General features: G+C 69.3%; 17 protein-coding genes. 3 read left to right on the top strand and 14 right to left on the bottom strand.

Annotation, left to right across the window (positions count from 1 at the left end):
• The first annotated feature begins 22 nt into the window (after nucleotides 1-22).
• The gene (locus tag ACLQ2Q_RS12590; RefSeq protein ID WP_425820804.1) at nucleotides 23-790 is read left to right on the top strand and encodes an HAD-IIB family hydrolase; all 768 of its coding nucleotides are present in this window, start codon (nucleotides 23-25) and stop codon (nucleotides 788-790) included.
• On the opposite strand, the gene ACLQ2Q_RS12585 is transcribed toward ACLQ2Q_RS12590, so the two are convergent.
• Both ACLQ2Q_RS12585 and ACLQ2Q_RS12580 read right to left on the bottom strand, forming a co-directional pair.
• Complete coding sequence (locus ACLQ2Q_RS12585; protein WP_425820803.1) at nucleotides 787-2,067, bottom strand: alpha-hydroxy acid oxidase; 1,281 nt, start codon at nucleotides 2,065-2,067, stop codon at nucleotides 787-789. The two genes, ACLQ2Q_RS12590 and ACLQ2Q_RS12585, sit on opposite strands and share 4 nt — an antisense overlap.
• Nucleotides 2,068-2,080: 13 nt before the next feature.
• Entirely contained in the window at nucleotides 2,081-2,806 is a 726-nt protein-coding gene (locus tag ACLQ2Q_RS12580) for a FadR/GntR family transcriptional regulator (protein ID WP_425820802.1), read from the bottom strand.
• Nucleotides 2,807-2,901: 95 nt separating this feature from the next.
• On the opposite strand from ACLQ2Q_RS12580, the gene ACLQ2Q_RS12575 reads away from it, so the two are divergent.
• The gene (locus tag ACLQ2Q_RS12575) at nucleotides 2,902-3,744 is read left to right on the top strand and encodes a DUF1295 domain-containing protein (protein ID WP_425820801.1); all 843 of its coding nucleotides are present in this window, start codon (nucleotides 2,902-2,904) and stop codon (nucleotides 3,742-3,744) included.
• A 2-nt stretch (nucleotides 3,745-3,746) separates the two neighbouring features.
• Here ACLQ2Q_RS12575 and galE read toward each other — a convergent pair whose 3' ends face one another.
• From galE to ACLQ2Q_RS12545, 6 genes are all read right to left on the bottom strand, one after another.
• On the bottom strand, nucleotides 3,747-4,766 hold the full coding sequence (gene galE, locus ACLQ2Q_RS12570; protein ID WP_425820800.1) for a UDP-glucose 4-epimerase GalE: 1,020 nt from the start codon (nucleotides 4,764-4,766) through the stop codon (nucleotides 3,747-3,749).
• A gap of 51 nt (nucleotides 4,767-4,817) precedes the next feature.
• Nucleotides 4,818-5,450: a thymidine kinase gene (locus ACLQ2Q_RS12565; RefSeq protein WP_425820799.1), complete on the bottom strand. Its 633-nt coding sequence runs from the start codon at nucleotides 5,448-5,450 to the stop codon at nucleotides 4,818-4,820.
• Nucleotides 5,451-5,521: 71 nt separating this feature from the next.
• Nucleotides 5,522-6,994, bottom strand: a complete 1,473-nt coding sequence (locus tag ACLQ2Q_RS12560) for a malate:quinone oxidoreductase (RefSeq protein WP_425820798.1) — start codon at nucleotides 6,992-6,994, stop codon at nucleotides 5,522-5,524.
• Nucleotides 6,995-7,134: 140 nt separating this feature from the next.
• Nucleotides 7,135-8,211 carry an aspartate-semialdehyde dehydrogenase gene (locus ACLQ2Q_RS12555; RefSeq protein ID WP_425820797.1) on the bottom strand — a complete coding sequence of 359 codons (1,077 nt, stop codon included), beginning with the start codon at nucleotides 8,209-8,211 and terminating at the stop codon, nucleotides 7,135-7,137.
• A 98-nt stretch (nucleotides 8,212-8,309) separates the two neighbouring features.
• Entirely contained in the window at nucleotides 8,310-8,894 is a 585-nt protein-coding gene (locus ACLQ2Q_RS12550; RefSeq protein ID WP_425820796.1) for a DM13 domain-containing protein, read from the bottom strand.
• Nucleotides 8,895-9,050: 156 nt separating this feature from the next.
• A complete protein-coding gene (locus ACLQ2Q_RS12545; protein WP_425821065.1) occupies nucleotides 9,051-10,361 on the bottom strand; it encodes an aspartate kinase in 1,311 nt (436 codons plus the stop codon).
• Nucleotides 10,362-10,494: 133 nt separating this feature from the next.
• Between ACLQ2Q_RS12545 and ACLQ2Q_RS12540 the strand changes: the two genes are divergently transcribed.
• Nucleotides 10,495-10,986 carry a hypothetical protein gene (locus ACLQ2Q_RS12540; protein WP_425820795.1) on the top strand — a complete coding sequence of 164 codons (492 nt, stop codon included), beginning with the start codon at nucleotides 10,495-10,497 and terminating at the stop codon, nucleotides 10,984-10,986.
• A 3-nt stretch (nucleotides 10,987-10,989) separates the two neighbouring features.
• On the opposite strand, the gene ACLQ2Q_RS12535 is transcribed toward ACLQ2Q_RS12540, so the two are convergent.
• From ACLQ2Q_RS12535 to ACLQ2Q_RS12510, 6 genes are all read right to left on the bottom strand, one after another.
• On the bottom strand, nucleotides 10,990-11,919 hold the full coding sequence (locus tag ACLQ2Q_RS12535) for a DMT family transporter (RefSeq protein ID WP_425820794.1): 930 nt from the start codon (nucleotides 11,917-11,919) through the stop codon (nucleotides 10,990-10,992).
• Nucleotides 11,919-12,512, bottom strand: a complete 594-nt coding sequence (recR, locus tag ACLQ2Q_RS12530) for a recombination mediator RecR (protein WP_425820793.1) — start codon at nucleotides 12,510-12,512, stop codon at nucleotides 11,919-11,921. The genes ACLQ2Q_RS12535 and recR overlap by 1 nt, the downstream gene beginning before the upstream one ends.
• Nucleotides 12,513-12,514: 2 nt before the next feature.
• Nucleotides 12,515-14,692, bottom strand: a complete 2,178-nt coding sequence (locus ACLQ2Q_RS12525) for a DNA polymerase III subunit gamma and tau (protein ID WP_425820792.1) — start codon at nucleotides 14,690-14,692, stop codon at nucleotides 12,515-12,517.
• Between the two features lie 104 nt (nucleotides 14,693-14,796).
• Nucleotides 14,797-17,322, bottom strand: coding sequence for a glycoside hydrolase family 65 protein (locus ACLQ2Q_RS12520; protein WP_425820791.1), 2,526 nt, complete (start codon nucleotides 17,320-17,322; stop codon nucleotides 14,797-14,799).
• Nucleotides 17,323-17,353: 31 nt separating this feature from the next.
• Nucleotides 17,354-18,085 carry an HAD family hydrolase gene (locus ACLQ2Q_RS12515; RefSeq protein ID WP_425820790.1) on the bottom strand — a complete coding sequence of 244 codons (732 nt, stop codon included), beginning with the start codon at nucleotides 18,083-18,085 and terminating at the stop codon, nucleotides 17,354-17,356.
• A gap of 198 nt (nucleotides 18,086-18,283) precedes the next feature.
• On the bottom strand, nucleotides 18,284-19,534 hold the full coding sequence (locus ACLQ2Q_RS12510) for an acetate/propionate family kinase (RefSeq protein ID WP_425820789.1): 1,251 nt from the start codon (nucleotides 19,532-19,534) through the stop codon (nucleotides 18,284-18,286).

Below are 19,534 nucleotides of genomic sequence, written 5' to 3'. Positions count from 1 at the left end.
CCTTCCCGGTAGAAGGAGAAGCATGAGCATCCCCCAACTCGTGGCGTTCGACCTCGATGACACCCTGGCCCCTTCGAAGAGCGCGATCGACCCGCAGATCGGCGCGCTGCTGATCGCGCTGGCCGAGCGCGTCGAGGTCGCCATCATCTCGGGCGGGCAGATGGGCCAGTTCCGCGCGCAGGTCATCGACCGGCTGCCGGATGCTCCTGCCGAGACGCTCGAGCGCATCCACCTCATGCCGACCTGCGGCACCCAGTACTTCCGGTACGACGGCACCGACTTCACTCCCGTCTACGCCCATCACCTCACGGAGGACGAGAAGGCGCGAGCCCTCGCCGCCGTCGAGGAGGAGGCCCGCCGCCTCGGCCTCTGGGAGGAGCAGACCTGGGGTCCCATCCTCGAGGACAGGGGCTCGCAGATCACCTTCTCGGCGCTCGGCCAGGCCGCTCCCCTCGACGCCAAGACCGCCTGGGACCCGACCGGCTCCAAGAAGTCGGCGCTCCGCGACGCCGTCGCTGCGCGCGTCCCGGACCTCGAGGTCCGCTCGGGCGGGTCGACATCGGTCGACATCACCCATCGCGGGATCGACAAGGCGTACGGGATGGGGAAGCTGTCGGACCAGACGGGCATCGCCCTCGATGACATGCTCTTCTACGGCGACCGGCTCGACCCCGACGGCAACGACTATCCCGTACTCGCCCTCGGCGTGCCATGCGAGGCCGTGGAGGGCTGGGAAGACACCGCCGCCCACCTGGAGCGGCTGCTGCCCGCCCTTCCCGTCCGGGTCTAGATCTTCGCGGTCGGCACACGCCGCGGCGCACGCGCCGGAGCGGGCGGGGCGATCGGTGCCAGACGAGCGAGCTGGGTGACGTGCTGCGGACCGAGCTCCTCGAGCGACGCAACCCCGAGCAGCGTCATGGTGCGCTCGATCTCGCTGCGCAGGATCCCGATCATGCGGTCCACTCCCTCGCGACCGCCGGCCATGAGGCCGTAGAGGTACGCGCGACCCACCAGGGTGAACTTCGCTCCGAGGGCGACGGAGGCGACGATATCCGCGCCGTTCATGATGCCGGTGTCGATCATCACCGTCGCGTCGTTGCCGACCTCGCGCACGACCTTCGGCAGCAGGTGGAACGGGATCGGAGCGCGGTCGAGCTGCCGACCGCCGTGGTTGGAGAGGATGATGCCGTCGACGCCGGCGTCGATCAGCCGCACCGAGTCCTCGACGGTCTGCACGCCCTTGACGACGATCTTGCCGGGCCACATGCCGCGGATGACATCCAGATCGTCGAAGCTGATCGTCGGGTCCATCGCGGCGTTCAGCAGTTCGCCGACCGTGCCGCCGGTGGTGCTCAGCGAGGCGAACTCGAGCTTGGGAGTCGTGAGGAAGTCGTACCACCACCACGGACGCGGGATGGCGTTGACGATGGTCCCCACGGTCAGCTGGGGCGGGATCGAAAACCCGTTGCGCTTGTCGCGCAGGCGGGCGCCGGCGATCGGGGTGTCGACGGTGAACTGCAGGGTGTCGAAGCCGGCCTCCGCGGCACGGCGCACCAGGCCGTATGAAATCTCACGGTCGCGCATGACGTAGAGCTGGAACCAGTTGCGGCCGTGCGGGTTCGCCCTCTTGACGTCCTCGATCGACGTCGTCCCCAGCGTGGAGAGGGTGAACGGGATGCCGGCGGCTGCCGCCGCCGACGCCCCCGCACTTTCTCCCTCGGTCTGCATGAGCCGGGTGAAGCCCGTGGGCGCGATGCCGAACGGCAGCGCGCTCGGGCCGCCGAGGATCGTCGTGGACGTGTCGATGTCGGCGGCGCCGCGCAGGATGCCGGGGTGGAACTCGACGTCCTCGAACGCCTGCCGGGCGCGTGAGAGCGAGAGCTCACCCTCGGCCGCGCCGTCGGTGTAGTCGAACGCGGCCTTCGGGGTGCGGCGCTTGGCGATCGCGCGCAGGTCGCCGATCGTGAGCGCCGCCTCGAGGCGGCGCTTGCGCCCATCCAGTTCCGGCTTCTTGAACTGCATGAGCTCCAGAAGCTCGGTCGGCTTGGGCAGCTGGCGTTTCACCATGGTGATCCTCTCGTCACGCGCCGAGGCGCGTCTGGGTGTAATACCCCGTGATGTGGTCGTGGATGAGGGTGCGGGAGAGCTCGGCATCGTGGCGTGCGATGGCGTCGACGATGCCTCGGTGCTCGCCACGAAGGCGGTCGGCCGTGGCCGACCAGTCGGTGATGGATGCGGCGGCGGCGCGCACGTAGGACTCGACGGACGTGCGCAGACCCGCCATCATCGCTGCGACCACGACGTTGCCGGATGCCTCCGCCAGGGACAGATGGAACTGGGCGTCGAGAGTCAGGAACTCATCGGGGGTGAGGTCGACGGCATCCATCGCCGAGAGGGCCTCGTGCACGGGACCGAGATCCGGCTCGTCCGCGGCAGCCACGTCGGCGGCGACCGCCATCTCGAGCAGGAGCCGCGTGGCGACCACGTCGGCCAGCGGGAAACCCTGCGCCGCGACCTGCAGGCGCAGCAGCGCGGACATCCCGCCTCGGGGGGTGGCGATGATGATCGCTCCCGACGTCGGACCGGAGCCGGTTCCGGTGCGGACGAGGCCGAGCACCTCGAGCACGCGAAGCGCCTCGCGCACGCTGGAGCGGCCCACTCCGAGCCGGGCGGCGAGCTCCCGTTCCGGCGGGAGGCGGTCGCCCGGGGCCAGGCGGCCGTCGAGCAGCTCGGCCTCGATGTGCTCGAGGACCCAGCGCCACGCGCGCGTGCCGGACGGCGGAGCCGTCAGATCGGTCGCTGCCATGTGTCTCCGTCCTTCGCCGTCGGTGCTGTGGTCTGACCACACTAGCCTGTGTGGGCTGACCACAGCAAGCTCCGGCGGGGTCTAAGGTGAGCGGCGTGGACCCCCTCGCCCTCGTCCTCCTCGTCGCGTCGCTCAGCTGCGTCGCGTGCTGGCTCGCCTCGCTGATCACCAAGGACGCCTCGTGGGTCGACCGCCTCTGGTCGGTCGTACCGGTGGTCTATGTCTGGATCTTCGCCGCTGCCGGGTTGGTGGACGGCGGCGACCCGGCCAGGCTGCTGCTCATGGCCGCCCTCGGAACGGCATGGGGCGTGCGCCTCACCTTCAACTTCGCGCGCAAAGGCGGCTACACCGGCATGGAGGACTACCGGTGGGCTGTGCTGCGCGCACGCATGAAGCCGTGGCAGTTCCAGATCTTCAACCTGTTCTTCATCGTCCTCTATCAGAACGCGCTGCTCGTCCTGATCACCCTTCCGGCCATGGTGGCGTGGCAGAACCCCGCGCCGTTGAACGCGTGGGACGTCGCCTTGGCGTTGATCTTCGCGGCGTTCCTCGCCGGCGAGACGGTGGCGGACCAGCAGCAGTGGAGCTTTCAGGCGGCGAAGCGACAGGCCGGCGGCACCCTCGAGCCGGGTTTCGTGACCACGGGCCTCTGGCGTTTCAGCCGGCATCCGAACTTCTTCTTCGAGCAGGCGCAGTGGTGGGCGTTCTACGCGATCGGCGCCGGTGCCGCTGTGGCGTCGGGCCTGGGACTCTGGGGCGGAGCGCTGAACGCGACCATCGTGGGACCGGCTCTGCTCACGCTGCTGTTCCTCGGCTCGACGGCCTTCACCGAGTGGATCACCAGTTCCCGCTATCCGCGCTACCGCGAATATCGGAGAACGACGTCGATGCTGGTGCCGCGGCCCCCGCGGCGCGCCCAGGCACCGCGCACCGCCTGACCTCAGGCGGTCGCGTATCCCTGCGGGTTCTTGGTCTGCCAGTTCCAGTAGTCGCCGCACGCGTCGTCGATGGAGCGCGTGGCAGCCCACTCGAGTTCTGCCCTCGCCTTGCTCGGATCTGCGTAGCTGGCGGCCACATCGCCGGGCCGACGCGGCTGCACCGCACGCGGAATCGGCCGGCCGCTGGCGCGTTCGAAGGCCTCGATCAGCGTCAGCACGCTGACCGGCTCGCCGGTGCCGAGGTTGTAGATCTCGTAGCCCGGCTGAGCGCGCTCGAGCGCGGCCACGTGACCGGCGGCCAGATCGACCACGTGGATGTAGTCGCGCAGGCCGGTGCCGTCCGGAGTGTCGTAGTCGTCGCCGTAGACCGCCACCTGGGGCAGCGCCCCGATCGCGACGCGCGAGACCACGGGCATCAGATTGTTGGGGATGCCGCGAGGATCCTCGCCGATCAGCCCGCTGGAGTGGGCGCCGACGGGGTTGAAGTACCGAAGGCTCACCGCGCGGAGGTCCGGGTCTGCGGTGGCCGCGTCGTGCAGGATCTCCTCGATCATGCGTTTGGTCTTGCCGTAGGGATTGGCCAGGTCGATGCCCGTCGGCGACGTCTCGGTCAATGGCAGAGACTCGGGCTCCCCGTACACCGTCGCCGAGGAGGAGAAGACGATGGTCGGGATGCCCTCCGCCTTCATCACCTTGAGGACCGCGATCGAGGACCCGACGTTCACGTCGTAGTAGCGGACCGGCTCGGCGACCGACTCGCCCACCGCCTTCAAGCCGGCGAGGTGCACGACGGCGTCGACGGGTGCGTTGTCGCGGACGAATGCGGCCAAGGCGTCCTCGTCGCGCGCATCCGATACCAGGAGCGGCACGCGGGCACCCGTGATGCGCTCGATGCGCCGAACGGCTTCTTCGCTGGAGGCGGAGAGATCATCGACGACGAGGACGTCGTGACCGGCCTCGACGAGGGCGACGGCCGTGTGTGCCCCGATATACCCGGCTCCGCCGGTGAGAAGAACGCGCATGTCTCCAGCCTAGCGAGCGGCGGAGTGAGCGCCCGTCCCGGTGCGGTGAGGTCAGCGGCCGTCCAGGTGGCCTCCGGACTGCTGCAGGTAGCAGAGTCCGCAGAGCGACTCGTACGTCACCTCGATGTCCGCATCCGGTGCCGAGGCCGTGTCGATCGCGACCTGGTCGCCGTCGAAGACGAAGCGCCCGCGGATGACCCGCCCGTTGAAGATCGCCTTGCGGCCGCAGCGGCAGATGGTCTTCAGCTCTTCGAGGGTGTGTGCGATCTCAAGCAGGCGACGAGAACCGGGGAAGGCGTCGGTTCGGAAGTCCGTGCGGATGCCGTAGGCGAGCACCGGGATGTCATCGAGCACCGCGATGCGGAAGAGATCGTCGACCTGGTCCGGGGTGAGGAACTGCGCCTCATCCACGAGCAGGCACGCCACCGCCTGACCTGTCTCCTTCAGCACACGAGCCGCCTCACGCGCGAACGCCTCCCGAGCGCCCTCTCCGGGCGCCAGGAGGAAATCGACCGTGCGGGACACCCCCAGCCGGCTCTCGATCTGATCGGCGGCCTTCGTGTCGATCGCCGGCTTGGCCAGCAGCACGTTCTGATGCCGCTCCTCGTAGTTGTACGCGGCCTGGAGAAGAGCTGTCGACTTGCCGGAGTTCATCGCCCCATAGCGGAAGTAGAGTTTGGCCACCCGCCGAGTCTACGAAACCTCCGTCCTGCTCCCGGCCAACAGCACAGCGTACGGATGGAGACGGCGGATGCTCAGGCGGAGATCGCGAGCACCTGAGCGGTCTGCGTGACCGAGGCCCTGGCGACCGCCGGATCGACGTTCAGCGACCTGCCGTAGCTCGGGATGAGCTTCTCCAGGCGAGGCTCCCATGCGGCGATCTGGTCGGGGAAGCAGGTCTTCAGGAGACCCAGCATGATCGAAACCGCGGTCGATGCACCGGGCGAGGCGCCGAGCAGGCCGGCGATCGTGCCGTCCGCGGAGGTGACGACCTCCGTGCCGAACTGCAGCACGCCGCCCTTCTTCGGGTCGCGCTTCATGACCTGGGCGCGCTGCCCCGCGCCGAGCAGCTCCCAGTCCTCGTCTTTCGCCGTGGGCATGAACGTGCGAAGGCTGTCGACCTTGGCGTGGTGATTCTTCAGCAGCTCGCCGACCAGATACGTCAGCAGCGAGGGATTGTCGATGGCGACCTTCACCATCGGCCACAGGTTCGATGGCCGCACCTGACCGACGATGTCGAACATCGACCCGTTCTTGAGGAACTTCGGGCTGAACGTCGCGAAGGGACCGAACAGCAGCGATGCATCGCCGTCGACCACTCGCGTGTCGAGGTGCGGGACGGACATCGGGGGCGCACCGACCGATGCCTGCGAGTACACCTTCGCCTTGTGCTGGGAGACCAGCGCGGGGTTGCTCGTCTTCAGCCACTGCCCGCCGATCGGGAAGACGCCGTATCCCTTGATCTCGGGGATGCCGGAGCGCTGGAGCAGCTTCAGCGCCCATCCGCCGGCCCCGACGAAGACGAAGCGGGACTTCAGCTGCCGCGGCGTGCCGCCGATCGTGTCGCGGGAGCGGATCAGCCAGGTGCCGTCCTTCTGCTGCTTGAGCCCGCGCACCTCACGGTTGGTGAACACCTGTACGCCGTTGTCCTTGAGGTGATCGAACAGCTGGTGCGTCAGCGCGCCGAAGTCGACATCCGTCCCCGCGGGCACACGGGTCGCCGCGAACGGCACGCCCCTGCGGCGCCGCTTCATGAGCAGGGGTGCCCACTGGTGGATGACTCGGGAGTCCTCGCTGTATTCGATCCCGGCGAACAGCGGCTCCTTCTTCAGCACCTCGTAGCGCTTCTTGAGGTACGCGACGTCCTTCTCGCCCTGCACGAACGTCATGTGCGGTGTGGCGTTGATGAACGTCTTGGGCTCGTCGAGGATCCCGGCCTGCACCAGTGACGCCCACAGCTGCCGGCTCTGCTGGAACTGCTCGTTGATCTGCACGGCCTTGGCCGGATCGACCTTGCCGTCGGGGCCTTCCGGCATGTAGTTCAGTTCGCAGAGGGCGGCATGGCCCGTTCCGGCGTTGTTCCAGGCGTTGGAGCTCTCGAGCGCGACGTCATGCAGGCGCTCGTAGGTAACGATCTTCCAGTCCGGCTGGAGTTCGTGCAGGAGTGTACCCAGGGTGGCGCTCATGATGCCGCCACCGATGAGGACGACGTCGACGGATTCGGTCACCGGTCAAGTCTAGGGGCGCGCGTCAGCAAGCCGGGGGCGTGGGGCGGAGCCCCACAAAGAACGCGCGTCAGCAAGCCGGGGGCGTGGGGCGGAGCCCCATCAAGAGAAGTGCGCGCCTCGGACAGACCCGCCCGGCCCGCTCACACCGCGGCGGTCGTTCCGAGCCGCGCGGCGACGACCTCTGCGATCTGCACCGCGTTGAGGGCGGCGCCCTTGCGCAGATTGTCGTTGCTGATGAACAGCACGAGGCCCTTGCCATCGGGGGCGGATTGATCCGCCCGGATGCGGCCGACGAAGCTCGGGTCCTTGCCTGCGGCCTGGAGCGGCGTCGGAACCTCTTCGAGCGCGACCCCGGGGGCGCCGGCGAGCACCTCGCGGGCACGGTCGGGGGTGATGTCGCCGGCGAACTCCGCGTGGATGCTCAGGGAGTGCCCGGTGAAGACGGGTACCCGCACGCAGGTGCCCGCAACGCGGAGGTCGGGCAGCTCGAGGATCTTGCGGCTTTCGTTGCGGAGCTTCTTCTCCTCGTCGGTCTCGTTGTCGCCGTCATCGACGAGGTTGCCCGCGAAGGGGATCACGTCGAACGCGATCGGCGCGATGTACTTCTCGGGCTGAGGGAAGTCGATCGAGGACCCGTCGTGCACGAGCCGCAGCGTGTCGCCCTGTGCGAGCACGCCCTCGACCTGCCCGAGCAGCTCCTCGGCGCCGGCCAGTCCGGAGCCGCTGACGGCCTGGTACGTGCTGACGATCAGCCGCTCGAGACCGGCCTCGGCGTCGAGCACCTTGAGCACCGGCATCGCGGCCATCGTCGTGCAGTTCGGGTTCGCGACGATGCCCTTGCGCGCCTCGTCGATCGCGTGGGGGTTGACCTCGCTGACCACGAGGGGGACGTCGGGGTCCATGCGCCAGGCGCTGGAATTGTCGATGACGAGCGCGCCCGCGTCCGCGAAGCGGGGCGCATGCGCCCGGCTGCCGGTGGCGCCGGCAGAGAAGAGGGCGATGTCGATACCCGCCGGATCGGCGGTCTCGACATCCTCGATCACGACCGTCTTCCCCGCGAACTCCACGGCCGTCCCGGCTGACCGCGCGGTCGCGAACAGGCGCAGCTCGCGGATCGGGAATGCGCGCTCCGCGAGGATCTGACGCATCACGGTGCCGACCTGGCCGGTGGCGCCGACGACGGCGACGGAGAGTCCGGTATCGGAGATGTGTGTCATGAGCGTGGTCCTCTGCTCTCTCGGCGTAACTGCCCATTCTACCGTGGCACTCCGCGCGGCCGTCGTCGCATGACGGCGGATGCCGGGCGCCGAGCGTGTCAGGAGAGCGCCGCAGCCCCGAACGACACGGAGAACTGCACGCACCAGAGGTCGACGCTTCGGAACACATCGAGATCGACGTCATCCGGAATGTCGTAAAGCTGATCGCCGAGATTCCCCTTGATCATCCCCAGATCGACGAACGGGTGCCCGCCGGCGGTGAACCAGCCGTCCGTGCCTTCCACGACCGGCCCCGCACTCAGCCACACGTGCACGTCGGGACCGTTGGTCGTCGCGAGCGATTCGAGAGCGAGCTGCCGACGGCCGTCGGGCAGGAGTATGACCCGCGCCGTGCCCGTCGTCTCGTGCTCATGACTGAGAAAGGTCCCCGCGAGTAGGTCGACAGGTTCTGTGCGCTGGGGCGCCTCGGGTGTCGATGTGGGCTCGAGCGGGGTCGCCGACGACGGCGTGGGAACGGCAGCCGTCGGAGTCGCCGCGGCCGGAATGTCGTCGTCCACGCGCACGTCGATGAACAGAAGCCACGGCTGGAACACCAGTCCCCCGACGACCAGCGCGCAGATCGCCAGCCCGGCAGCGATTCCCCACAGCCACCGCGCCCGGCCCGACACCCCGCTGCGAGCCACTGCGCACCCCCTCGACGCGCCGACGCTACCTCCAGCCGCTGGAGTGCCGCTGGGAATCGATGCCGAAGACAGGACTTCCGGGGAGCGCAGGACGAAACCGTAAGAATCGTCCTGGGGCGGCGATATCTCCTGGTCTGGGGGCGGCGGCCGAGCCGCTCAGCGGCCGGTACCCGCGTGCACCGTCGCCTCGACGTCGCCGTCCAGCCCGTACGCCGTATGCACCAGGCGCGCGGCTTCGGCCAGATCGTCGGCGCGAACGAGCACCGAGATGCGGATCTCGCTCGTGGAGATCATCTCGATGTTGACTCCGGCGATCGACAGCGCCTCGAAGAGGGTCGCCGAGACGCCGGAGTGGGTGCGCATGCCGACCCCGACCACCGACAGCTTGCCGATCTGGTCGTCGTGCACGAGGCTCTCGAAGCCGACCTCCGCCTGGTGGGCGGAGAGAGCCCGGAGCGCCGTCGCCGCATCCGCCTTCGGAAGCGTGAACGAGATGTCGGCGACCCCGGTCGCGGCGGACGAGACGTTCTGCACGATCATGTCCACGTTGGCACCGGAGCGGGCGACGATCTTGAAGATCTCCGCCGCCTTCCCCGGCACGTCCGGCACGCCGATGATGGTGATCTTCGCCTGGCTGAGATCGGTCGCGACTCCCGCGACGATGGGCTCTTCCATGCCTTCTCCCTCTCCGTCGGCGCCCAGGGCGCTCAGTGCGACGCCGTTCAGGCGCATCCCCTCGCCCCACACCAGTGTTCCCTCACCTGAGGAGAACGTCGATCGGGCGTGGATCAATACCCCGTGCCGGCGTGCGTATTCGACGGCGCGGATGTACAGCACCTTCGCGCCGTTGGCGGCGAGTTCGAGCATCTCCTCGCTCGAGACCCGGTCGAGCTTGCGGGCTCGGGGAACGACGCGGGGGTCGGCGGTGAAGATCCCGTCGACGTCGCTGTAGATTTCGCAGACGTCGGCCTCGAGGGCTGCGGCCAGGGCCACGGCGGTGGTGTCCGAGCCGCCACGACCCAGAGTCGTGATGTCCCGGGTGTCCCGGTTGAATCCCTGGAAGCCGGCGACGATGACGATGGCTCCCTCGTCGAGGGCCTCCCGCAGGCGGACCGGAGTGACATCCACGATCCGCGCCGCGCCGTGCTGGGCATCCGTGATCATGCCCGCCTGGCTGCCGGTGAAGGAGCGGGCCTCGAATCCCATGGAGTGGATGGCCATCGCCAGCAGCGCCATCGAGATGCGCTCACCGCTGGAGAGCAGCATGTCGAGTTCGCGAGGAGCGGGAATAGGCGCGACCTGGTTCGCCAGATCGAGAAGCTCGTCGGTGGTGTCGCCCATCGCGCTGACCGCGACGACGACATCGTGCCCGGCGCGGCGGGTGTCGACGATCCGCTTCGCCACGCGCTTGATGCTCTCGGCATCGGCGACGGACGAACCGCCGTACTTCTGCACGATCAGCGCCACGATGAGACCCCCGGGAAGCGTCGGCGCGGGATGCCGCACCCGAAGATCCATCTTAGGGACGGGCGCATTCCCGCGAGCCCATATGACGTCACCGCGGCTGCCGCGCCATGACCGCCGCCGCTAGAGTGCAGCCATGGATGCCGGGCTCGAGCAGTGGACCGACTTCAATGTGGCGATGCTCGGCGCCACGGCGGCGCTGGCGGGCCTCGTGATCGTCGCGGCGAGCGTCAACATCCGCGAAATCATCACGTCCGGCACGCTGACGCCGCGACTCGCGGCGGGGATCTCGGCACTGGTCCTCGCCCTGATCGTCTCGGGCATGGCCCTCGTCCCCGAGATCGACCCCGTGTGGTTCGGCGGGCTGATCATCTTCGCGACGGCCGTCGCGGGGGCATTCCAGCTCAATGCGACGCGCGTGATCGCGCGGGACCCCGCCACGGAGGATCGGGCCCGGGTCGCCAAGTCGGTGGCCGGGTTCCTGCCCATCGCCGCCTACCTCGCCGCGGGCGTGCTCTTGGTCGTAGGTCAGCCCGGCGGACTGATCATGGCGGCGGCCGGCGCGCTTCTTGCGATCGTGTCGGCGATCCTGATCTCGTGGATCGTGCTCGTCGAAGTGCTGCGCTGAACCTCAGCCGGGTGCGATCGGTGGCACGCCCTCCGGTGCGCGCCGCACGCGCAGACCGCCCGTCGCCGCCAGCCAGCAGCCTGCCAGCACGATCGGGAAGCCGAGCAGCAGCGCCGGACTCAGGTCCTCGCCCAGCACGATCACGCCGAGCGCGATCGCAACGATCGGATTGACGTAGGTGAACAGCGGCGCCCGGGCGGGTCCCACCCTGCCGATCAACGCGAAGAATGCGATGAATGCGACCGCCGTGCAGAGCACGCCGAGCAGCACGACGGCGACGGTGGCCTCGACGCTCGGAGTGGGATGAGGGGTGAGCAGCGCGATCGGAAGATAGAAGATCCCCACGGCGGCGAGCGAGATGGTGATGGTGCCGAGTGCCGGAACCGCGCCGAGCTTGCGGGCCACGATGAACGGCGCGATCGCGTAGCAGATCGCCACCAGGAGCACCTCCCCGATCGCGACCAGCCCGGCGCCGCCGTCGATCCCGAGCCCCGGTCCGACCACGATGATGGCGACACCCAAGAACCCGATGACCAGGCCGGCGAGGCGCGCGGGCTTGAGCGACTCCCGGTCTCCGCGGGTGAATGCGAAGAGTGCGGCGAACAGCGGAACCGTCGCGACCAGCAGACCGGTCAGTCCGGAAGGCAGAGTCTGCTCTGCATGGCCGAGAAGCAGGAACGGACCCGCCATCTCGAGAGCGGCGAAGGCCAGCACCCATCGCCATTTCTCGATCGCAGGCCGGAGCGCTTCCTGACGCAGGGCGAACGGCAGGAGCAGCAGCGCTCCGATGAGCGTGCGGCCGCTCACGATGGCGGCGGGCGAGTACGACTCGACGGCGACCTTGATGAACAGGTACGGCACCCCCCACAGCAGCGCCATGGCGGAGAAGAGCAGCCAGGCACGCGTGTCGTACCGTTGCAGCACGGTGGTCATCAGACGGTACGGCGGCCTTCGAACGCCCGGCCGAGCGTCACCTCGTCGGCGTACTCGAGGTCGCCACCCACGGGAAGGCCGGATGCGAGGCGGGTGACCCGGATCTCGAGGGTGGTCAGCAGGCGGCTGAGGTAGGTGGCCGTCGCTTCGCCCTCGAGGTTCGGGTTGGTGGCGAGGATGACCTCCTGCACGGTGCCGTCGGCGAGGCGGTGCATCAGAGAGGTGATCCGCAGGTCGTCGGGGCCGACGCCGGCGATCGGGCTGATCGCGCCACCGAGCACGTGATACAGACCACGGAACTCCCGGGTCCGCTCGATCGCCGCCACGTCCTTGGCGTCCTCCACGACGCAGATCAGGGTCGCGTTGCGACGCGGATCGCGACAGATCGCACATCGCGTCTGCTCCGAGACGTTGCCGCAGATCTCACAGAACCGCACCTTCTCACGCACCTCGGCCAGCAGCTGGGCAAGGTGCGAGACGTCGAAGGAGGGCGTCTGCAGGATGTGGAACGTGATGCGCTGCGCCGACTTCGGGCCGATCCCGGGCAGGCGACCGAACTCGTCGATCAGGTCTTGGACGATGCCGTCGTACATGCCTAGTTGAACCTCGTCGGCGGCTCGTACGGCTCTTCGCGCACGAAGCGCGCGCCGAGCACCTGTCGGACGACGGGCTCGCCGTATCGCTGCACGCCCGCGGACCGGGCCGCCGCCTTCTGCACCTCGCGGATCGCCGCGGGCGCGGGTGCGGCAGGGCCGAGGGCGTCGACATCCGGTTCGTCGCGGTCCTCTTCCGGCAGCGGTTCGAGCTCGTCCGGGATGACCTCGCCCTCCCGCTCGGGCGCCAGGGTGGCCACGCGCGCCGGCGCGGGCGCGGGTGCCGCGTCTTCCGGTTCGTCGTCGACGGCGAACTGGCCGACCGCGGACGGCCCGGCGGCGGTATCGGTGTCGGTGGGGATCGTGGCGACCGCCCATTCCGTCACGGAGGCCGTGCTGGCCGCGGTGACGGACCGGCCGGGATGCGGCGGCGTCTCCATCACCGGGGTCCGTGGGGCGGCCGATCGGCGAGGGGCATCGGCCGGCGGCGACACATCCCCACCGACCGGAGGGGCTTCGGGCGCGGATGCGTCCGTCGCGTCGGAGTCGTGCCGGGCGAGGTATTTCACCCGCACCCCGAGCACGCCGAGGATCGCGTTGCGCAGATCTTCGCTGACTCCCTGACCCCCGGTGAGCTGCCGGAACTTCGCGACGTCGCTCTGACTCTGGAACGCGAGGGTCAGCACATCGCCCTCGAACGCGAGCACTCGTGCGTTGCTCGCCACGAGCCACGATGGCCGGCTGATGTCTTCGAGCCGGGCGAGCACCTCGGGCCACGCGTCGCGCAGCCGCTGCACGGTGACCGGCGCGGTGGGGGCAGGCATGCGGGCGGATGCCGGTGGATGCGTTACGGCGGGCTCGGCCGCAGTCGGTGTCGACGCTTCGACAGGCTCAGCGACCGGAGCGGGGGCGGCGGGGGCCGGGGCGGGGATCGGTGCCGGCGTTGCGAGTCGGGCAGTGGCAGCCGGGGGTGCGAGAGCCGAAGCGGGAACAGCGGCCGAGCTCGCAGCGGCCGAGCTCGCAGCGGCTGGGCTCGCAGCGGCCGAGCTCGCAGCGGCCGGGCTCGCGGCGGCGGGGCCACCTGCAGAAGCGAGCACGCGGGCGACCATGAGCTCGAGCTGCAGCCTGGGCGAGGTCGCGCCGGTCATGGCATCGAGCGCGGCGCTGACCAGGTCGGCGGTGCGCGAGAGGCGTTCGGACCCGAAGATGTTCGCCTGCCGGGACATGCGCTCGAGTTCATCGGCCGGGACGCCGCGCAGCACGGCGGCGGCGCCCTGCCCGGTCGCGGCGATGACGATGAGGTCGCGCAGGCGCTCGAGCAGGTCGTCGACGAACCGCCGCGGGTCCTGCCCCGTCTGGACCACGCGGTCCACCGCCTGGAAGGCCTCGGAGGCATCGCCCGACGAGAACGCGTCGACGACCTCGCCGAGCAGCTCCGCGTGCGTGTAGCCCAGCAGGGAGACGGCCCGCTCGTAGGCGACGACGTCGCCCTCCGACCCCGCGATCAGCTGGTCGAGCAGCGACAGCGTGTCGCGCGGGGACCCGCCCCCGGCCCGCACGACGAGCGGCAGCACACCCGGCTCGACCGTCACGCCCTCGGCCTCGCAGAGCGAGGCGACGTACTCGAGCATGGCCGCCGGCGGCACCAGGCGGAACGGGTAGTGGTGGGTGCGCGAGCGGATGGTGCCGAGCACCTTGTCGGGCTCGGTCGTCGCGAAGATGAATTTGATGTGCGGCGGGGGCTCTTCGACGAGCTTCAGCAGGGCGTTGAAGCCCTGCGGCGTCACCATGTGCGCCTCGTCGAGGATGAAGATCTTGAACCGGTCGCGCGCCGGCGCGAAGATCGCGCGCTCCCTCAGGTCACGGGCATCGTCGACGCCGTTGTGGCTGGCCGCGTCGATCTCGACGACATCGAGGGAGCCCCCGCCGTCCCGCGAGAGCTCGACGCAGCTGTCGCAGGTGCCGCACGGGGTGTCGGTCGGGCCTTCCGCGCAGTTCAGGCAGCGGGCCAGGATGCGGGCCGACGTCGTCTTGCCGCATCCGCGAGGGCCGGAGAACAGGTAGGCGTGACCCACACGATCGGCGCGCAGCGCCGTCATGAGAGGCTCGGTGACCTGCGCCTGACCGATCATCTCGCCGAAGGATTCCGGCCGATACCGGCGATACAGGGCTGTGGTCACGCACCCAGCCTAGAGCGTGCCTCCGACACCGTTCTCCGGCGGACGGAAACGGCCCCCCGGCAACCGGCAACCGGTCGGCACGCGCCGCCTCAGCGGCATCCGATTCAGCTGTCGGCGCCGACCGTCGCGTCCGATCCCGCGATCAGCATCGAGTCCGTGATGACCGGGATCGCCGCCGTCACCGTGGGGACGGATGCCGTCAGCAGCGTGCCGTCGTCCCTCCGGATGTCGGCCCACTGCCGCAGCGACGGACGCCCCGGCCGAACCGGCCCTTGACCCCTGAGCGGGGCCACCGCGTCCTTGCCGGGCGAGGCGGTGTACGAGACACCCCGCACCTCGAATGTCACCGGGTCGCCGGACGGGACACGGGCGGTCAGCGCTTCACGGGTGATCGAGACGTGCAGCGGGGACCCGTGCCAGTGCAGCGTGAACGAGAGTTCGGGCCAGTCCGCCGGAAGACGAGGATCGAAGGTGAGATCGCCGAAGTGATCCCGCATCCCGCCGAAGCCGGCGACGAGCGCGGTCCACACCCCGCCCGCCGACGCGACATGCACCCCGTCGGCGGCGTTGTGATGGAGGTCCGCGAGGTCGACGAAGATCGACTTCTGGAAGTACTCGAGCGCGAGGTCCTGATATCCGACCTCGGCCGCGAGGATGGACTGCACCACCGCCGACAGCGTCGAGTCGCCCGTGGTCAGCGGGTCGTAGTAGTCGAAGTCGGCGAGCTTCTCCTCCGCCGTGAAGTGGTTGCCCTGCAGGTAGAGCGCCAGCACGACATCCGCCTGCTTCAGCACCTGGAACCGGTAGATGACGAGCGGGTGGAAGTGCAGCAGCAGCGGACGCTGCTCCTTCGGCGTGTGCTCGAGGTCCCAGACCTCCCGCTCGAGGAAGAGCGAATCCTGCGGGTGGATGCCGAAGGCCGGGCTGTAGGGAATGTGCATCGCCTCGGCGGCACGCTCCCACGCCTCGGGCTCTGCCGGATCGAGGCCGACCCGCTCGACCATGTGCCGGTACGACTCGGGCGCGTCCGTCGCCATGTCGCGCACGACGTGCGCGGCGAAGCGCAGGTTGAAGCGCGCCATGACGTTCGTGAACAGGTTGTCGTTGACGACGGTCGTGTACTCGTCCGGACCGGTCACGCCGTGGATGTGGAAGGTCTCCTCGCCGTCGCTCTGCCGCCAGAACCCGAGAGTGGACCAGAGGCGGGCCGTCTCGACGGCCACATCGATGCCCTCGCGGTAGAGGAATTCGACATCCCCGGTGGCTCGCACGTACTTGGCCAGCGCGAAGCTCACGTCGGCGTTGATGTGGTACTGCGCCGTGCCCGCCGCGTAGTACGCGGATGCCTCTTCTCCGTTGATCGTGCGCCACGGGAAGAGAGCCCCCGCCTCGTTCAGCTGCCGAGCCCGGCGGCGCGCGGCGGGCAGCATGAGCGTGCGCATCCGAAGCGCGTTCCGCGCCCAGAGCGGCGTCGTGTAGGTGAGGAACGGGAGCACGTAGATCTCGGTGTCCCAGAAGTAGTGCCCGCTGTAGCCGGAGCCGGACACGCCCTTCGCGGGGACGCCGGCGCCGTCGGCCCTCGCCGCCGCCTGGGCGAGCTGGAACAGGCACCAGCGGGTCGCCTGCTGCAGGTCGTCGTGGCCGCCGATGCAGACGTCAGAGCGCTCCCAGAAGCCGCGCAGCCACGCGCGCTGCTTCTCGTACTGGGCCTCGACGCCCTCCGCCTCCGCACGGTCGAGCGTGCGGCGGCAGCGGTCCACGAGCTCGCGGGCGGGCACGCCGCGGGACGTGTGGTAGCTCACCACCTTGCTGAGACGGATCGGGACGCCGGCCTTCGCCTGGATGCGGAAGACGTTCTTCGCGATGTCGGGCTCGATCAGGCTGCGGGCGTTGTACTGGTTCTCGGTCTCGATGAGGTGATCCGCCACGACGGCGATCGTCATCCCGGAATCGTTGACGCGGTAGCTGAGGGCGGAGCGCGTGCCGTCCTGCCAGTACTCCTCCGGCTGCAGCACCCGCTCGGCGATCCGCTCGGCCTTGCGGGGGTCGAACCCGCCCTTCTTCGTCGCGTTCGGGGTGCCGCCGTAGACGTCCTCGCCGTCCTGCCGGTTCAGCAGCTGACAGTTGATCGTGACGGGGGCATCGGCGTTCAGCACGGTGACCTCGAGGCGCATCACCGTCAGGTGCTTCTCCTCGAACGACACGAGCCGGTCGTAGTCGATCTGCACCTCCTTGCCGCTCGGGGTGCACCAGTGGATGCGCCGGCGCAGGACGCCGTCGCGCATGTCGAGCTCCCGCTCGTAGGAGCGCACGTCGGCGACGTCGAGCGAGAGCGGCTCGTCGTCGACGTAGACCCGCATGACCTTGGCGTCGGGCGCGTTGACGATGGTCTGCCCGACCTCCGCGAAGCCGTAGGCCTGCTCCGCGTGCCGGATCGGCCAGGTCTCGTGGAAGCCGTTGATGAAGGTGCCCTGCTCGTGCGCCTGGCGGCCCTCCGGGTGATTTCCCCTCAGACCCAGGTAGCCGTTCCCCACCGAGAAGAGCGTCTCGGTGACGCCGGCATCGTCGAACGAGTACCGGGTCTCGATGAGACGCCACGGGTCGACGGGAAAGCGATCGCGATCGATCATTCGGTGCCTTACTGATTCAGGATTCGGAAGTTCAGTGGACGAAGGCCGACAGGTCGTCGACGACGACGTGGGCACCCGCTTCTCGGAGCGCCTCCGCGCCGACGCCGCGATCGACGCCGACGACGAGGCCGAAGCCGCCCGCTGCGGCGGAGGCGACGCCGCTGATGGCGTCTTCGACCGCGGCGCTGCGCGCCGGATCCACGCCCAGCATCCGCGCCGCCTCGACGAAGACGTCCGGCGCGGGCTTGGACGGCAGGTCGTCCCGCTCGGCGACGACCCCGTCCATCACGACGGGGAATCGGTCGCGCAGTCCCGCGACCGCCAGCACCTCTTCGGCGTTCTTCGAGCTGGAGACGACGGCGATCGGGGTTCCGGTGGCCGACAGCTGGTCGAGCAGCGCCAGCGACCCGGGGTAGGGCTGCATCCCCTCCGCGCGCAGCACGCGCGAGAAGACGATGTTCTTGCGGTTGCCGATGCCGCAGATCGTGTCGGCCTCCGGGGAATCCGATGGGTCTCCCCACGGCACCTCGACGTCGCGGCTGCGCAGCAGGCTCGCGACACCGTCGTAGCGCTTCTTGCCGTCGACGTAGTCGAAGTAGTCCTGATCGCTGTACGGCGGCGTGATGTCCCATGCCTCGAAGAGCTCGTCGAACATCGTCTTCCAGGCGTGCATGTGCACCTCGGCCGTCGGCGTCAGCACGCCGTCGAGGTCGAAGAGCACGCCTTCGTACGATGCGAGGTCGGGCAGGGCGTCGTCGGTCACGTAACCTCCGGGTGTCCGTCAGCGTTGGGCGAGGGCGGCGGGTGCCGCTGGGTGGAAGGAGGACATCGGCTCACCGTCGGGCCTGGGCCGGCGACGTGCACGGATCGCCGCCGCCATCGATCAAGCGTAGTGCGGGCGCACGGGCGGGTCGACCGTCACCGGGCACATGCACACGCAAGTTTCCTGGGCGTTTCGCCGTCAGGCGTTCGCGGCCGCAAGCGCCTGACGCGCGATCTCCAGTTCTTCGTTCGTCGGCACGACCAGCACGCTGACTTTCGAGGCATCCGTCGAGATGGTGCGGATGCCGCGGGCCGGCGTCTCGTTGCGCTCCGCATCGATCTCCACTCCTGCGAAGCCGAGCGTCTCGAGCGCCGCCGCGCGCACCGCCGGAGTGTTCTCGCCCACACCTGCGGTGAAGGAGATCACGTCCACGCCGCCCAGCTGGGCGAGGTAGGCGCCCGCGTAGCTCCGTAGCCGGTGGACGTACACCTCGAAGGCGAGCATCGCCCTGCCGTCCCCGCGCTGGATGGCCGTGCGGATGTCCCGGTAGTCGGAGTACCCGCTGATGCCCAGCAGTCCGCTGCGCTTGTTGAGCAGGTCATCGAGGTCGTCGATCGTCATCCCCGCCCGCCGGGCGAGGTGGAAGAGCACGGCGGGATCGATGTCGCCGGAGCGGGTGCCCATCACGAGGCCCTCGAGGGGGGTGAGGCCCATCGAGGTCTCGACCGAGCGGCCGCCGTCCACAGCGGTGACCGACGCGCCGTTGCCCAGGTGGAAGACGATCTGCTTGAGCTCCCCCAGCGGTCGGCCGAGGTAGGCGGCCGCCTCTTCCGACACGAACTTGTGGGAGGTTCCGTGGAACCCGTAGCGGCGGATGCGGTGGGTCTCAGCGAGCTCGGCGTCGATGGCGTACGTGTAGGCCGCCGGGGGCAGGGTCTGGTGGAACGCCGTGTCGAACACCGCGACATGCGGCACCGAGGGGAACGCTTTTCGCGCCGCGACGATCCCGGCGAGATTGGCCGGGTTGTGCAGCGGCGCGAGGACCGACAGCTCGTCGATGTTGATCTCGACCAGCGGGGTCACGATCGTCGGCTCGAAGAACCGGGCGCCGCCGTGCACCACCCGGTGCCCCACGGCGACGGGCGGATGCTCGGCGAGCGACGGACCGTTCTCGGCGAAGGCGTCGAGCATGACCTGGAATCCCGCCGTGTGATCGGGGATCGGCACCTCGCGGGTGTACGTCGCGTCGAGCATCGTCGGCGCCGGTGCGGGGTCGCCCTCCGTCGCGGAGCCTGCCGATGGTGCGAACACGGTGTGCTGCGACATCCCTCCCGTCGGTGCCCCGATCCGCTCGACGAGGCCGGTCGCCAGCACACGCTCGGTCTCGACCTCGAGCAGCTGGTACTTGAAGGAGGACGATCCGCTGTTGACGACGAGGACGATCGACAT

Origin of the sequence: Microbacterium sp. DT81.1, assembly GCF_049844955.1 — a bacterium.
In the GTDB taxonomy this organism is placed as follows: domain Bacteria; phylum Actinomycetota; class Actinomycetes; order Actinomycetales; family Microbacteriaceae; genus Microbacterium.
This window is presented reverse-complemented; position numbering and strand designations above follow the sequence as displayed.